Here is a 14,612-nt window from a genome sequence, read left to right on the forward strand (position 1 = left end):
CAAATTCTTTGGCGGGTCACGTGTCACCGTGCTGGGGAGCACGGCTGTGGCCTGCCTGGATGCTGATGTCTGGTCTGTTGGACTGCGGCTCGCGCGTGTTGCGGGTGGCATGGGGTGGGAGTTCGAGTGGCTGCTCGGCGTGTGCGTTTTGGCTCGGTCGGTCTTGCCGGTGTGTTGCTGGCGGGCTTGCTGTCGACGGTTGCGGCGGTGACGCCGCAGCAGGCCGCTGCGGCCGCTGGTGATCCGACACCGGTCGTGCCCTCGCAGCCACTGGGGTCCGTTCCAACTCAGCAGGCCGAGGAGGTCGGCAAGGCGCTGCCCGCTCCGCAGTGGCCGCGCGCGGCCGAGGCGACGGTCGATCTGTCGGAGACGGCGCCTGGAGATCCGGGCACGGTGATACCCGAGCCGTCGGTATCGGTCACGCCCGGCGATAACGTTGACACGCAAATCGGCGAGGTCGTGGAAGTCGCTCCCGTAGCGGCGGAAGCAGGCGCCGAGGCCCAACTGCGTGCGTCCCGGCCCGTGGACGAGGAATCCACTTCACCGAACCCCAGCCCCTCTGACGCAGTAGCAGTCCCGAGTCCCGATCCTGCCGTCACGTCCTCGGCCTCCTCAGATCCCACGGCCCCTGCTTCGCCGTCGCCTTTGGACGAGCCTGCCGCGGACGCCGACCCCGTCTCTCCTGAACAGGTCACTGTGCGGGTGCTGGACCGGGAGGCTGTGGCACCAGTCGGCGGTATCGGTTTGGGTCTGGAGGTCACGCGTACCGATGGCGTCGACGCGCCGGGCCAGGTGCAGGTCGACATCGACTACTCGGGTTTCAAGTACGCCTACGGCGGTGACTTCGCCGACCGGCTGCGCCTGGTGAAGCTGCCCGCGTGCGCGCTTGAGTCGCCGGCGGCTGAGGGCTGCACGGACCGTGAGTTCGTGCCGGTGGAGAACAACACCGACACAGGCACTCTGACCGCGACGGTGACGGCGGCCGCTGACACCACACCGGAAGGAGCCTCGCCGCAGCTGATGCGCGAGGCGGGTACGAGTGGCGCGAGTGTGTACGCGGTCACCTCCGGTTCGTCCTCGGACGCAGGCGACTACCGGGCCTCGACGCTGTCGCCGACCGGTTCGTGGGAGGTGTCCACCGGGTCCGGCGCGTTCAGCTACAGCCTGCCGGTTCAGCTACCGAAGCCGCCGATGGGCGAGGCACCGCCGCTGGCGATGTCGTACAACTCGCAGTCGGTGGACGGCCGTACCTCAGCCAGCAACAACCAGGCCTCCTGGGCGGGCATGGGCTGGGACCTGAATGTCGGCTTCATCGAGCGGCGGTATCGCAACTGCACCGAGGATGGTCTGCCCACGATCGGTGACATGTGCTGGGACTCGCCGAACTCGGCCGCCGAGCCGTCCGGCGCGGTGTACGTCATCAGCCTCAACGGTGTCACCTCGGAACTGATCCAGGACAACACCGGCAGCGGCGCCTACCACCTGAAGGACGACCCGGGCTGGCGCGTGCAGCGGCTGTTCAACGGCCACGGAGCTGGCCGTGACGGCGAGTACTGGGTGATCTCCACGCAGGACGGCCAGCGCTACTACTTCGGCTGGGGCCGCTCCGAGCGCACCAGCACCGCCACCGCGTCCGTCTTCACCGTCCCGGTGGTCGGCAACGATGCAGGGGAGCCGTGTCACGACCAGTTCCCCGAGCCGTGCACCCAGGCCTGGCGCTGGAATCTCGACCGGGCGGTGACCGCCAATGAGGTCGAGACCATGTACTTCTATGACAAGGAGTACAACCACTACCGGTCGGTCGCGAACACCGACAAGGCCCGCGAGTACGTGTCCTCCGGGTATGTGAAGGAGATCCAGTACGGCTGGTCCTCGCAGATCGCCGACGGCAAGGTCCCCGCGAAGGTTGAGCTCAGCCACGTCAACCGGTGCATCGAGCGGGTCCAGGAGAACGACCCGCTGCGCGACGCACCAGCCACTTGCCCCACCTTCGACGACAAACCGACCTCGTATCCGGACGTGCCCATCGACCTGATGTGTGACGGCACATCGGCGGACTACAACTGCGCAGGCAAGACGTACTACCCCACGTTCTTCTCCACGGACATGTTGTGGGACATCAAGACCTACGTCAGCGACCAGGACGGCTCGGGCTGGGACCTGGTGCAGCAGTACCAGAACAAGTACGGCATGCCCAACCCGGACGGCACCGTCGGCAAGACCTTGTGGCTGGACTACGTGCAGCGCAAGACGTACGGCAGCGCCGGTGACGGCGACGACCTCGTCCTCCCAGTGATCAACTTCAATCGGACCGACCTCGACAACAAGGTGGGCTCCACCGAGCTCAACTTTCCCCGCATCCAGGAGATTCACGGCGACCTCGGCGCGACGACCACCGTCTCCTACGGCTTCGCCAACGCCTGCGACATCAACAGCCTGCCGTCGCAGGCATCGAACACACAGGATTGCTACTGGCAGAAGTGGGCCCCTGAGGGCGACACCGAGTCCAAGACTGGCTGGTTCAAGAAGTTCCTGGTCACTAGGGTCGTGGTCGACCCGACCGTCACCACCAACCAGGACGGCGCCCCGGCAATGACCACCTCGTACACCTACGAGGACGGGGCCGGCTGGCGGTTCACCAACGACCCGTTGACCAAGGACGAGGACGAGTCGTGGTCCGACTGGCGCGGCTATCAGGAAGTCCAGGTCACCACCGGCGCGGGCACGGGCCAGAAGACGAACAAGTACTGGCTGTACCGGGGCTTGGACGGCGACCGCACGTCGAAGACGGACACGTCGGCCACGAAAACGGTCACCGTCAACGACGGCGACGGCAACAACTACACCGACCACGCCTGGCTCGCCGGCCGCACCCTGTCGACGTCCCTGCGGGACGATACCGACACCTCGCACGAACGCACTTACCACGAGTACTGGGACCACAACACCGCCCAGTACGACGGGCTGCCCGACGCCCGCTTCGTCCGCGAGAAGAAGACCACCACCAACACCAAGATCACCGGTGGCTGGCGGACCCATGTCGTCGAGAGCGAATACGACGATACCGAAGGCGCCTCCACGACCTTCGGCCTGCCCATGCGCACCGACGACCAGGGCGAGAGCGGCGTCTCCGACAACCGCTGCACCACCTACGGGCGCGCCTACAACACCGACAACTACGACTCCACCGGCGCCCAGCGCTGGACCGTCCTCCAAGACCAGATCAAGCACTACTCCGTGGGCTGCTCCAGCATCGCCGACAGCAACCAGGACGGCTACGCCACCACGCTGTACGACGACGCCACGAGCGTGGCTGCCAACAAACCGGTCGATGGCAACCCCACCGAGGGGCGCACCTACACCAAGGCGGGCAGCTACCGGTCGACGTGGTCCGGCTACGACGACGCCGGCCGTGTGGTGTGGAACGAGGACGGCAAGCACCAGCGCACCACCACGCAGTACAGCCCGGCCAACACCTGGCCGCTGGACGGCACCACGACCACAACCCCGGATCCGGACGGCACCGCCTCCGCGCGCAGCGCGCACGTTTCCACGGTGTGGTCGTCGCGCTTCTGGGGCGCGCCGACCACCGTGAGGGACGCCAACAACAACTCCACCCGGGTCACCCTGGACTCGGCGGGCCGCGTCGTGGAGGTGTGGAAGCCCACCGAGACCGGCAGTTCGCCGTCGATGAAGTTCAGCTACAGCGTTCCCAAGTCGACCAACGGCTCCGGGGTCCCGGACGCGGTCGACGGTTACCCGCACGTGACCACTCAGGTCCTCCAGTCCGGCACGGCGTACCTGACCTCGCACGCCTACATGGACGGCCTCGGCCGCGACCGGGAGACGCAGACCCCGCTGCCCAGCGACCTCGACCCGGCGACCAAGCAGACCGTTCCCTACCGGCAGGTGGCCGTCACCCGCTACGACTCCGCAGGCCAGGCCACCGGCAGTTCAGCGGTCTTCCGCAACCAGGGCACCGCCGGCTCGGGCGGCCCCTCCAGCCCCCAGGCCGCCGAACTCCCCTCGTACAGCGACCTGGTTCTGGACTGGGCAGGACGCACGGTGACCTCCAGGATCCAGGCGTACGGGGTGACTCAGGACGAGGGCCTCGTCACGACCACGTACAACGGTGACCACACGGTCGTGCAGCCGGCCGAGGGCGCACCGACCGACTCCTACGCCGACGTCTACGGCCAGGTGTCCAAGGTTGTCGAGCACAGCGGCACCTCCACCTACACCACCTCCTACGGCTACAGCGACAAGGGTGAGCTGAAGCAGATCACCGACACCCGCGGCAACAACACCTACTACACCTACGACTGGGCCGGACAGCGCCTCACCACCGATGACCCGGACGCCGGCACTTCGACGACCGAGTACGACGTGAACGGCCGGATCAGCAAGACGACCAGCAACGGCGCCAAGACCGTCCTGACCTACGGATATGACAACCTCGGCCGCAAGACAGCCATCTCCAGCGGTTCGGACGAACTCGCCGCCTGGACCTGGGACGGCCTGAACATCCCCAACGGCAAGGGCCAGGTCACCTCGACCACCAGCCGTGACACGGCAGGCAACACGTACACCACCAAGGCCGGATCCTTCGATACACGGGGCCGCGCCCTGAGCAGCACCGTCACCCTCCCCACCGGTGTCAGCGGCCTGGCCGGCGACTACACCACCTCCCTCACCTACGACGCCGCCGACCACATCACCAAGGTGGCCTACCCCACCGCAGGCGGCCTCGCCGCGGAGACGGTGACCACGACGTACGACGAATACGGTCACCCGAACCGCCTGACCAGCACCCTTGGCACCTCCGTCTACATCGACGGCACGGCCTACGACGCATACGGCCGCCTCGTGGAGCGCAACTACGGCGCCGAGTTCGGCGGCAACGGCATCCAGGCCCAACGCCGCTACGCCTACGACGACAGCAACGGCACCCGCTGGCTGAAGACCATCGCAACCACCACCTCGGTGAACGAGCTGGTCACCGAGACCCAGAAAGACACCTACGACTACGACCTGGCAGGCCGCCTCACAGAGCTGCGCGAGCAGGCCACCGGCCAGAGCGCCCAGTCACAGTGCTTCCGCTACGACGACCAGAGCCGTCTGACCCGGGCGTTCACCCACGCCACGGCAGGCATCTGCGCGAACACCGCACAGACCACATCCGACTACACCGGCACGAGCCCCTACCAGACCGCCTACACCTACGACCGCATGGGCAACCTGCAGTCGACCACGGACACCAACTCGGCCGGCACCGCCACCCTGCGCGACTACCTCTACCCCGGCTACGACGATGCCGGTACCTGGACGACGCCCAACGCGGACTGGCCACACGGCGTCCGCAAGATCCTCAACAAGACCGGTACCACCACCAACCGCACGGACACCTTCACCTACGACACCGACGGCACGATGCTCCAGCGCATCGAGCAGGGCACAACCGCCGCAGCCAAGACCACCGTCGACTACACCTGGGCCAAGCTGGCCCAACTCTCGACCGTCAAAACCACCAGGACCAGCGGCAGCGAACTGACCCGCTACGCCTACGACGCCGACGGCAACCTCCTGGTCCGCACGACCCCGGCAGAGACCGTTGCCTCTCTCGGCGGCACGGAACTGCGCACGGACAGCTCCACGGTCACCGCGACCCGCCACTACACCGTCGGCGGCGCGACCGTGGCGATGCGCACGAGTGAGGGCACCACCGCCACCAACGGCAAGCTCACCTACCTGACCGCCGACACCCAGGCCTCCACACAGATCGCCGTCGACGCTTCCACAGGGACGTCCACCCGACGCCGCTACACCCCCTTCGGCGACGAACGCAGCGGCACCCTGCCCACCGGCACCGACAACGGCTTCCTGGGCAAGACCGAGGACACCAGCACCGGCCTGTCCCTGCTCGGCGCACGCGCCTACGACCCCGGCCTCGGACGCTTCCTCAGCCCCGACCCGCTCAGCGCGCCGTACAAGCCGCAGAACCTCTCCGCCTACAGCTACAGCGTCAACGACCCCGTCAACCGCTCCGACCCCAGCGGCCTCATGGACGCCGATGTGGGCAGCTCCTGCACCAACGACTGCGAAGATCACAAGAAGTGGGTCACCGAGACCATTATCGGCGGGTCGTGGCAGCAGGAGGGCGATTCCGGCGTCGACCTCAACAACGACGGCTATGTCGCCATCTACCCGACCGTCTATGTTCCCGTCGGCTGGGACCAGGCACAGGTCTACATCCAGGCCTTCTACGACAAGATCGACGAACTGTGCCACTACGGCCGTGAATCCTGCGCCGACAGCTCAGGCCCTCTGAATGCATCGGCAGTCAACGGCGCGAAAGGCAACGCCTGCGTGGCGGCAGGCCGGGACTGCGCCGAAGGACTGAACTGGGGGCAGAGTGCTGCCATGATCGGTGGCTTTGCGGCCGCTGCGGAGGGCGGGGAAGGCCCGGCAGGTGGCGTCGGATTCGGCGGCATACGTTCCAAAAACAAAAAGAGTGGCTGCAGTAAGTGCTTCCTGGCCGGCACCGACGTCCTCATGGCCGACGGCACCACAAAGGACATCGAGGACATCGAACCCGGCGACAAGGTCCGGGCCACCGACCCCGAAACCGGCGAAGCAGGTGCCCGCGAGGTCACCCGCCTCATCGTCACCCAGGACGACAAGCACTTCAACGAACTGTCCATCGCCACCGACGACGGCATCGACCAACTCACCGCGACGCACGAGCATCCCTTCTGGTCCCCGTCCAAGAACGCCTGGACCGAAGCAGGCGACCTCACCCCCGGCATGACCCTGCTCACCGACGACGGCGACACGGTCATCGTCACCGGGAACCGGGCGTACACCCAGCACGCGACGACCTACAACCTCACCGTCGATGACCTGCACACGTACTATGTACTCGCTGGGGACACCCCAGTTCTCGTGCATAACAGTGGTCCCGGCTGTGGATCTGCGTGGATTGATTCGAACAGCATTCCCCACCACTTCAAGCACGCTGAAGACTTCGGAATCATGGGGAAAGAAAGCAAGGCGACCAAGCAAGCGTTCGTAGGCGCGATAGGGGACTTCGTGAAGAACCCTGGGAATGTTCAGATCGCGGGAACCTATCGGGGAACGCCGGCTCGGCATTATGTGGATCTGAATTCAGGACGCCACGTCTCTGTTGACCTCGATAGTGGAAAGATGCTAGGCGCCTGGAAGTCAGATCCAGGATCAGACCAGTTCTGGTACCTGACGATGCATGGGAAGCTGTAATGGCCAAGCTAGAGCCGTTCCTGGTGCTTGCCGCTGCCGTCGCAGAGGGGAGGCTGTCGGCAGTTGATTTTTCGACGGTGTGCCTTCCTCTGTACAAGCACTATTCGGGATCGTATCCGTCGCCCGACCATTATCAGTTGGCCACTGACCTGTTTTATCTGGCGCATGATCACTATGCGGGTGAGGGCGATCCAATCCCGGGTACGCTTAGTGATGCTCAGGTGCAAGCGGGGGCGGCAGAAATTGCGCAGCGCATGCGTTCACTTCTGCGCTGACGCGTGTTCGAAGCGAGGGCCTTCGGTGCTCGAAAAGGCGGGCTTGCGCGAGACTCGAAATGAGTCTCTTCGAGGCGCAGGCCCGCCTTGACGGCAACGTCAGCGCACGGCGGCTCCGGCGAGGGGTGGTTCGTCGCTGTCTTCGGGGTTTCCGGTGGTCTCGGTGGGGTTGCGGAGGGCGTGGCCGAGGAGGTCGATGGCGTCGCGTTGGAGGCAGAGGCAGAGGCGGAGTCGGACGTGGGCGTAGACGGTGGCGGTGACGCCGATGTGGGCGTGCCCGAGGAGTTCCTTGATCACGACGAGTTCCACTCCCTGCTCCAGGAGGAGGGTCGCCGCCGAGTGACGGAGGTCGTGGAACCGGATGCGGTGGAGTCTGGCCCGGTGAAGCAGAGCGGTGAGGTGCCGGGTGAGGGTGGCCCCTTCGATCGGGGGCACCGTTGGGACGAGTGAAGACGTAGCCGCTGTCCTGCCAACTTCGCCCGCCGCTTTTCGCTCTAGGCGCTGCTGGGCGCGGTGCTGTTCGAGGGAACGCCGGCACGGCGTGGGCAGGGCGATGCGCCGTTCGGAGCTCTGGGTTTTGGTGGGGAGGGCGGTCAGGCCGCCGGAGTTGGTGCGCTGGAGGGTGCGTCGGATGCTGGCGGTTCCGCCGGCCAGGTCGAGGTCTTCCCGGCGTAGGCCGAGAAGTTCGCCCTTGCGGAGCCCTGTGTGCAGAGCAAGTTCGAACAGCGGCTGCAACCGGTGACCGCTGGCGGCGGCCAGAAACTTGCGTGCTTCCTCCGCGGTGAGGGGTTCGAAGCGGCGGGGGCGGGGCGTGCCGTTGCGGGCGACGTTGCGCGGGATCTCCTCCTCGCGGACGGCGTGCTCCAGGGCGGACTTGAGTACGGAGTGGACGTAGGTCAGGGTCAGCGGTGAGAGCCGCTTGGAGCAGCATTTTCCGGCGGCGCAGCAGCGGGACTCATCGCGCGCCGTGTCGAGGCCGTGGGTGCAGCACTGGCAGGTGGTGCGGAGCCAGCTTCCGCACCCCGACTGATGTGGCCGTCCACCTCGACCGGTACGGAACACACCGCCCGAAGAAGATCAAACCCGCATGTTGATTCTCTGCGAGCCCTTACGACCTGCTGCACGGAACTTGAGCCGCACGTGTCCTCTACTTTCACCCGCACCGCGTGCGTGATTTCAGCCGGGTGACGCGTGCACCTGTACTGCTGAGGGGGCGATCTCCTGGTGCGGTCGTAAATGTCACGAGAATCCACTCAAGCGTCTCAACTACACGAGAGCGTCCGCCGGGTGCGGGTGGGGTTCCATGACATTCCGCCTCCGTGACCGGGTGGAGGCCCGAACTGCTGCTCTACGTGGCCGGGTCAGCCGTCGTGCAGCAGCTGACGTGCCATTCCGCCGTGTTCACCAGCCGCCGTACAGTGCCCCGGGCATGGAACCGACGACGGCGTATGACCTGGCCGAGCGGCTTATCAAGTCCCGCAGCTGGTCCTGCACTCCGCAGTCCTTCGACGGGTAGGCCCTACTGGTCGTCCGCGAGGAGCGGCGCTGGCAGATCACCTGTACGGAGGCGACAGCACCAGCCGTTACGGTAGCGACCGCCTGCTGGCACGGGGCACCGCCGTGCTCGCCGGTGAGCGTTTGCCTGCCTGCGGGCACGTTCCGGGTGAAGGAGCCATTCAGCGCCTCCGCCTCGGCCACGAGGACCGTACCCCTGTGGTTGGACACCAGTCTGTCCGCGGGGCTCTCGGACTGTTGCGGCAAGTGCGCGACGTTTCAACCTACCAGAGCAGGGGCCTTGTCGGCGTTTTGTCTTGCCGGGCGCTCTACGGCACGCAGAACTGCTGTGGCCGCATGCGGTATGACCATTCCCCTCTCCCGGGTGACAGCCGACGGGAGTTCGGGCGGGTTGAGGTCTGACACAGCTAGCAATGAATTATGTTCTCGAAGATTGCGGTCGCTGCTGCCGCTCTGCTGGCTCTCCCGCTCACCGCTGCACCCACCTCCGCCCACGCGGTGCGGGCAGAGCCGCTACGGTTGGCCGCGGCCGTCCAGCTGCTGCCGTCCGGAGCCGAGTCCCGTGACGGTTACCAGCGCACCAGCTTCAAGCACTGGACGGACGCCGACAAGGACTCTTGTAACACCCGTGCTGAGGTGCTGATCGCCGAGTCGCGCATTGAGCCCACGGTTGAATCGGGCTGCAAGGTGACGACGGGTGAGTGGTACTCGTACTACGACGGCGTCACCCTCACCACGCCGGGCGGCCTGGACATCGACCACATGGTGCCGCTTGCTGAAGCCTGGGACTCCGGTGCCTCCACCTGGACACCGGAGCGCCGCGAAGCGTACGCCAACGACCTCGGCGCCGATCGCAGTCTGGTCGCCGTCACTGCCCGCAGCAACCGGTCCAAGGCTGACCAGGACCCGGCCGACTGGATGCCCCCACTGCTGGACGCCCGCTGCACGTATACCGCGGAGTGGGTGGCGACGAAGCTGCGCTGGCAGCTGGCCGTCGATGACCGCGAACGGTCGGCCCTCTCGGAGATCGCTGAGGGCTGCGGGCAAGAAACGGTGGACTACGAGCAGGCGCCATAGCAGAATCATCGGCTGGCTCGTGCGCGCCTCGGCAGAGGCGGGTATCTGCGGGCTGCGAACCGCTTTCGAGACCTGGTGGCGCGTCGCGAACAGGGACGCATTTGCTGATCATCAGATACAGATCCGCGCTTTGGCTACCCGTTGCCGTTCAGCAAAGACTGATTGTTGACGAGTTGTCATTACCGCTTTGGGCTTGGAGCGGTATGGGTAGTGGCCGCGTCGCGGCCGGCGGCAGGACGGTGACGATGATCAAGAGGGGCAGCGCGCCACTGCCGACGAATACAGTGCCATCGGATGGGCAGAGGCGACTGGGCGTTGAGGGATCCGAGACCGATGGTGCTGGTCGACGCACTCGGTCGGGTGAATCTGACGCCTGGAAAGAACCCTGCCCTGCGCGAACACGTACTGACAGACGTGGATCCCATTCAAGAAACGCATCTGTCCGAACCCGGCCTGCTCGTCCTCGACGCGGCAGGCCTGGACGACAACACCGTGTACGCCTTCCAGAACGCGATCGCCCAAACATGGGCCGCGACCGTCGACCGCACCACTCGCGATGCAGGCCAGCCCGGCGCGCGGTTGCGCATGTACGTCGACCTGCGGCAGGTCCTGACGCAGAGATTTTCGGAGGGGGCATTGACTGGCGGCTTACATGAGGCCTGGTCCGCCACCACGGGGGAGTGGCGGACCAGGTTTGAGGTCCACGGTGCCACACCCGCCGCCGAGGTGTGCGGTCTGCGGGTGAAGTCAGGGCAGGATTCTGTGGCTTCGTTCGGGCAGTGCGCTACGGAGCGGCGGCAGGGCGCGAACGAAGGCTGCTTGGGCGCGGGACTGGTCCCAGACTGCGAAGTGGTCGCACTGCAGCTGGCGGGGCAGGGAAGGGCTACCGGAGCCCGGATCGGCCTCCTCGATGTTGTGCGCTGGCCTGCTATGACGCGGTCATGCATGTATGCAACGTCGGAAAGAGCATGGCGGTCTGGGATGCCGACAACACCGTGAGCCTGAACGTGGGGGACGTCCGGTACACGCAATCGCAGAAGGACGCCGGCTACTCCTCGGACTATGCGCAGTACTGGAACGACAGAGGCGAGGTGGCGCCCACGTTCGGCCTCAACCCGGGCAGCCAGGGACCGGTCCACGGCGTGTTCCAGATCCCGGCCGGTGAAAGACCGACCAGCGCCTGGGTCACCTCGGGAACGGCCATTGAGACGATCGATGGAGTGGAGCCCGGACACCTCGTACTGCTCAGGTAAGGAAGCCGGCTCTCCTCGCGGATATGGTGCGCAGCCGTGCGATTGGGGCAACGACCCCGTCGGGTTGCCGGGTACTGGATACGCGGACCGGGGTTTCTCATCCTGCGGCGCGAGGATGATGAGGGCCCATCGGGGACTGACGGGGAGCCGCAACGACCCGCGTGCCCTCGGGGAGGCGCCACGCACGGTCACGACTGAATCCAGGAGGCGATCATGAACGATGATTCGAAGGACAACGACACTTCTGTGCTGCCGCAGGTCGTCGACCGGGACACCTGGCAGGCCGACATGGATGCGCTGCGGGTTCGGGAGAAGGCCCATTCCCGCGAAGGTGACGCGATCGCGGCGGCCCGCCGGCGCCTGCCCATGGTGGAGGTGGATGCCAGTCTTGAGCTGATCGGACCGAACGGGCCGGTGACTCTGCTGGACGCGTTCGAAGGACGTCGACAGCTCATCGCCTACTACTTCATGTGGTGGCCCGGCCGGCCCGCGCCCGAGCAGTGCGAGGGCTGCACGTTGTTCCTCAGCCAGGCTGGCGAGCTGTCCTACCTGCACTCCCGTGACATCACCTACGCAGTCTTCAGCCAGGGCCGCAACACAGCGTTCGGCCCGGCCGATGCCCAGGTGTCCTACGACGAAAGCGTCCGCTATCGCGACTTCATGGGCTGGGACATGCCGTGGTACTCGGCACAGCCCTCCCTTGACGCGCTCCTCGTCGGTCGCGAGCTCGGCCTGATGCACCTCGTGTGCTACGTGCGGGAGGGCGACCGCGTCTTCGAGACCTACTGGACGTCGCGCCGCGGCGTGGAGGCACTGGACTACAGCTACGCGCTCATGGACCTCACCGTGTACGGGCGCCAGGAGCCGTGGGAGGACTCGCCCTCCGGCTGGCCGCAACCGCAGGTTGACAGGGAGTCGGCGCACATGCGGACCAACGGACGCCCCACCGCTCAGTGGCCGCGAATCCACGCCGGACACTCCGACGACCTCGGAACCGCGGAGACAGGAACAGCGCCCATGCCTCACAACTGTCACTGATGTCGTAGTGCTGCCACCCCGACCATGGGCTCGCACACCGGACCATGACTCCGACCATGGCAGGTCAGCGCGTTGCAGACGCTCGCTGGCCCCGAGTGTGACCGGTGCTATGGGGTGAGTTCCTGGCGTACGTCCAGGTAGCAGCGCAGCCGTACGCCCGGCTCGCCGGGCTCGCGGGTCGTACGGTCCGCCGTCGCGGTCGCCCACCGTGTGGCGAGCAGCTGCTGGACGGCGAGCGCGGTGTCGTCGTCCGCGGCGACGACGTCGACTACGGCGAGTCCCGGTTCTGCCACGTGTGTTTCGTTGATCGGCCCCATGCACGGCATGACGCGCGGGCGCTCGCAGGAGTTCTCCGGTCCGGGCCGTTTCACCCGGCCGTGTGGAGGCTGGTCACGCAAGCCCTGCCGGTCAGCCTGTCTGTGTGCGGGTGTTGTTGAAGCGGACGCCGGTGCCCCAGTTCTCGCGGGCGGTGGTCATGCACCAGTGGCACAGGGGCAGGCCTCCGCTGCCGTATCTGTGGGTGTTGCGCTGGCAGCCGGAGCAGGGGCCGGCCTGGCTGCCGGAGCAGGTGAAGGTGGACGGGTCCGGCTCACTGATCGGTGGCGGGAAAGTACTGGTCATCAGGGACGGCCTGTTCTGGGGGAGGGGCGGGTGCAGTGAACGTGACCGGAGGGGCGGGGCCGGTCAGCGCGCCGTAGCGGCGAGGGCCGGGCGGGTGGGTAAGTCGAGGATGTCCAGGGCGGTGCCGGGCTGGCAATGACTGCAGGCCCGTACTCCTGAGGCGAGGAGCCGGCGGGCTTCGTCCCGGCCCACCGGACGCCGTCGTTTGCCCGCGGCGTAGCAGCCGCCCACGTGGACCTCGGCGGGCGGCCGTCCGTCACCGATGCCGAGCTCGACGACCCACTCCGGCTCCTCGGGCCGGACCTGCCGCCCGCGTTCCTGCTCCGCTTCCCGCTTCTGAAGGGCGGCGATCTTGTCGTCGATGCGCTGCAGCCACATGGCATGCCAGACCCTCAGTGCGTGCAGTCGGCCCAGGTCAGGGGGCAGGTCGTCCAGCATGGTCCGTCCCGGGGATCTTCGACTGTGGGGGCTGCATCTCTCGCGTGTTCGAATACTAGTTCTATATGGTGAGTGTAGTGGAGGTGGGTGCCATGGCGGCGGAAGCGGTGTCGGGAGATCAGCGGGTGTCGAGTGTGCTGCATGTGCGCTGCCCCGACCGGTTGCCGGAAGAGACGTACCGGCAGGTCCTGGAACTGCTCGCGGAGTTTTCCCCGGTCGTCCAGGCGCTGCCCCCCTCCGCAGCCCTGGTGGAGCTGAAGGGCGCGCTGCGCTACCACGGCACCAGTCCCCGGCGACTGGGAGAGGTGCTGCGAGTACGGACGCTCTCGCGTCTGGGTGTCGACGTGCGCGTGGGCGTCGGGCCGACGATCGCGGTCGCGGCCACCGCCTCCGGCCAGGTCGACGCCCCCGGCGGCGTCCTCGCCATCGACCCCGACCAGGTCGCCGACTGGCTCGGTCCGCTGCCCGTTGAAGCCCTGCACGGCATCGGCCCGAAACAGGCGGCGGCGCTGCGCGAGTACGGCGTGCACTGCGTCGGGCTGCTGGCCGCGGTTCCGCCGGCCACGGTGCAGCGCCTGCTCGGCGGCCGCGCCGGACGGGTGGCCGCGGACCGGGCCCGCGGCGTCGACCCCCGCCCCGTCGCCCCGCGCGCCTTGCCAGCCACCCTGACCGTGCGGCACACCTTCGCCCAACACACCCTGGACGGCGCCGCCGTGCGCGCGGCCCTGCTCGACCTGGTCGTGCAGCTCGCCCACCAGCTGCGCCACCGCGGCCAGGTGGCCCGCGGCCTCACCCTGACGTTGCGGTTCGCCGGCGGGACCTCGTGGGAGAAGACGCGCCGCCTGCCGGAAGCCTCCGCGCACGACGACGACCTGCGCACGATGGTGTACCAGCTCGTCGATGCTGCGGGCCTGCAGCGCGGCCGCCTGACCGGGCTGGTCCTCAGGGGCGAGGACCTGGTCGACGCAGACCAGGTCGCGCAGCAGATCAGCCTCGACCAGGCGCGCGAGGACCGGCTGGTCGCCGAAGCGGTCAGCGATCGCATCCGCGCGAAGTTCGGGCCCGGTGCGATCGGCCCGGCCGCCTCGTTCCTGCGTGTCTCCTGACCGCTTCAACCCGC

General features: G+C 67.0%; 11 protein-coding genes. 7 read left to right on the plus strand and 4 right to left on the minus strand.

The window, feature by feature from the left end; all coding sequences use genetic code 11:
- Positions 1 to 126 precede the first annotated feature (126 nt).
- On the plus strand, positions 127 to 7,275 hold the full coding sequence (locus ACN20J_RS49870) for a polymorphic toxin-type HINT domain-containing protein (protein WP_372505633.1): 7,149 nt from the start codon (positions 127 to 129) through the stop codon (positions 7,273 to 7,275).
- Positions 7,275 to 7,550, plus strand: coding sequence for a hypothetical protein (locus ACN20J_RS49875; RefSeq protein ID WP_190232406.1), 276 nt, complete (start codon positions 7,275 to 7,277; stop codon positions 7,548 to 7,550). The genes ACN20J_RS49870 and ACN20J_RS49875 overlap by 1 nt, the downstream gene beginning before the upstream one ends.
- A gap of 99 nt (positions 7,551 to 7,649) precedes the next feature.
- Here ACN20J_RS49875 and ACN20J_RS49880 read toward each other — a convergent pair whose 3' ends face one another.
- On the minus strand, positions 7,650 to 8,612 hold the full coding sequence (locus ACN20J_RS49880) for a site-specific integrase (RefSeq protein ID WP_190232407.1): 963 nt from the start codon (positions 8,610 to 8,612) through the stop codon (positions 7,650 to 7,652).
- A gap of 873 nt (positions 8,613 to 9,485) precedes the next feature.
- Here ACN20J_RS49880 and ACN20J_RS49885 point away from each other — a divergent pair.
- The 4 genes from ACN20J_RS49885 (at position 9,486) to ACN20J_RS49900 (ending at position 12,433) form a co-directional block, all read left to right on the plus strand.
- Entirely contained in the window at positions 9,486 to 10,142 is a 657-nt protein-coding gene (locus ACN20J_RS49885; RefSeq protein ID WP_190232669.1) for an HNH endonuclease family protein, read from the plus strand.
- Positions 10,143 to 10,475: 333 nt separating this feature from the next.
- Complete coding sequence (locus ACN20J_RS49890) at positions 10,476 to 11,141, plus strand: DUF6207 family protein (protein ID WP_246575752.1); 666 nt, start codon at positions 10,476 to 10,478, stop codon at positions 11,139 to 11,141.
- On the plus strand, positions 11,111 to 11,395 hold the full coding sequence (locus ACN20J_RS49895; RefSeq protein ID WP_190232670.1) for a hypothetical protein: 285 nt from the start codon (positions 11,111 to 11,113) through the stop codon (positions 11,393 to 11,395). The genes ACN20J_RS49890 and ACN20J_RS49895 overlap by 31 nt, the downstream gene beginning before the upstream one ends.
- 213 nt (positions 11,396 to 11,608) lie before the next feature.
- Positions 11,609 to 12,433 carry a DUF899 family protein gene (locus ACN20J_RS49900; RefSeq protein WP_190232671.1) on the plus strand — a complete coding sequence of 275 codons (825 nt, stop codon included), beginning with the start codon at positions 11,609 to 11,611 and terminating at the stop codon, positions 12,431 to 12,433.
- 107 nt (positions 12,434 to 12,540) lie between these two features.
- Here the strand turns inward: ACN20J_RS49900 and ACN20J_RS49905 are convergent, their stop codons facing one another.
- The 3 genes from ACN20J_RS49905 to ACN20J_RS49915 form a co-directional block, all read right to left on the minus strand.
- Complete coding sequence (locus ACN20J_RS49905; protein WP_373315006.1) at positions 12,541 to 12,759, minus strand: DUF6207 family protein; 219 nt, start codon at positions 12,757 to 12,759, stop codon at positions 12,541 to 12,543.
- 82 nt (positions 12,760 to 12,841) lie between these two features.
- Complete coding sequence (locus ACN20J_RS49910) at positions 12,842 to 13,054, minus strand: hypothetical protein (protein WP_190232673.1); 213 nt, start codon at positions 13,052 to 13,054, stop codon at positions 12,842 to 12,844.
- Positions 13,055 to 13,117: 63 nt separating this feature from the next.
- On the minus strand, positions 13,118 to 13,492 hold the full coding sequence (locus tag ACN20J_RS49915; RefSeq protein WP_190232674.1) for a DUF6233 domain-containing protein: 375 nt from the start codon (positions 13,490 to 13,492) through the stop codon (positions 13,118 to 13,120).
- A 92-nt stretch (positions 13,493 to 13,584) separates the two neighbouring features.
- Here ACN20J_RS49915 and ACN20J_RS49920 point away from each other — a divergent pair, with 92 nt between their 5' ends.
- Positions 13,585 to 14,598: a DNA polymerase Y family protein gene (locus ACN20J_RS49920; protein ID WP_419669100.1), complete on the plus strand. Its 1,014-nt coding sequence runs from the start codon at positions 13,585 to 13,587 to the stop codon at positions 14,596 to 14,598.
- Positions 14,599 to 14,612: the final 14 nt, after the last annotated feature.

The sequence above is a fragment of the Streptomyces sp. 2-1 genome (assembly GCF_048564895.1).
Taxonomy (GTDB): Bacteria; Actinomycetota; Actinomycetes; order Streptomycetales; family Streptomycetaceae; genus Streptomyces; species Streptomyces phaeochromogenes.

What these genes read in the sequence shown, in the direction of transcription:
- ACN20J_RS49900 (WP_190232671.1), top strand. Translation starts at nt 11,609, where the DNA reads ATGAACGATGATTCGAAGGACAACGACACTTCTGTGCTGCCGCAGGTC.
- ACN20J_RS49920 (WP_419669100.1), top strand. Translation starts at nt 13,585, where the DNA reads ATGGCGGCGGAAGCGGTGTCGGGAGATCAGCGGGTGTCGAGTGTGCTG.
- ACN20J_RS49910 (WP_190232673.1), bottom strand. Translation starts at nt 13,054, where the DNA reads ATGACCAGTACTTTCCCGCCACCGATCAGTGAGCCGGACCCGTCCACC.
- ACN20J_RS49915 (WP_190232674.1), bottom strand. Translation starts at nt 13,492, where the DNA reads ATGCTGGACGACCTGCCCCCTGACCTGGGCCGACTGCACGCACTGAGG.
- ACN20J_RS49875 (WP_190232406.1), top strand. Translation starts at nt 7,275, where the DNA reads ATGGCCAAGCTAGAGCCGTTCCTGGTGCTTGCCGCTGCCGTCGCAGAG.
- ACN20J_RS49885 (WP_190232669.1), top strand. Translation starts at nt 9,486, where the DNA reads ATGTTCTCGAAGATTGCGGTCGCTGCTGCCGCTCTGCTGGCTCTCCCG.
- ACN20J_RS49905 (WP_373315006.1), bottom strand. Translation starts at nt 12,759, where the DNA reads ATGCCGTGCATGGGGCCGATCAACGAAACACACGTGGCAGAACCGGGA.
- ACN20J_RS49895 (WP_190232670.1), top strand. Translation starts at nt 11,111, where the DNA reads ATGGCGGTCTGGGATGCCGACAACACCGTGAGCCTGAACGTGGGGGAC.
- ACN20J_RS49890 (WP_246575752.1), top strand. Translation starts at nt 10,476, where the DNA reads ATGGTGCTGGTCGACGCACTCGGTCGGGTGAATCTGACGCCTGGAAAG.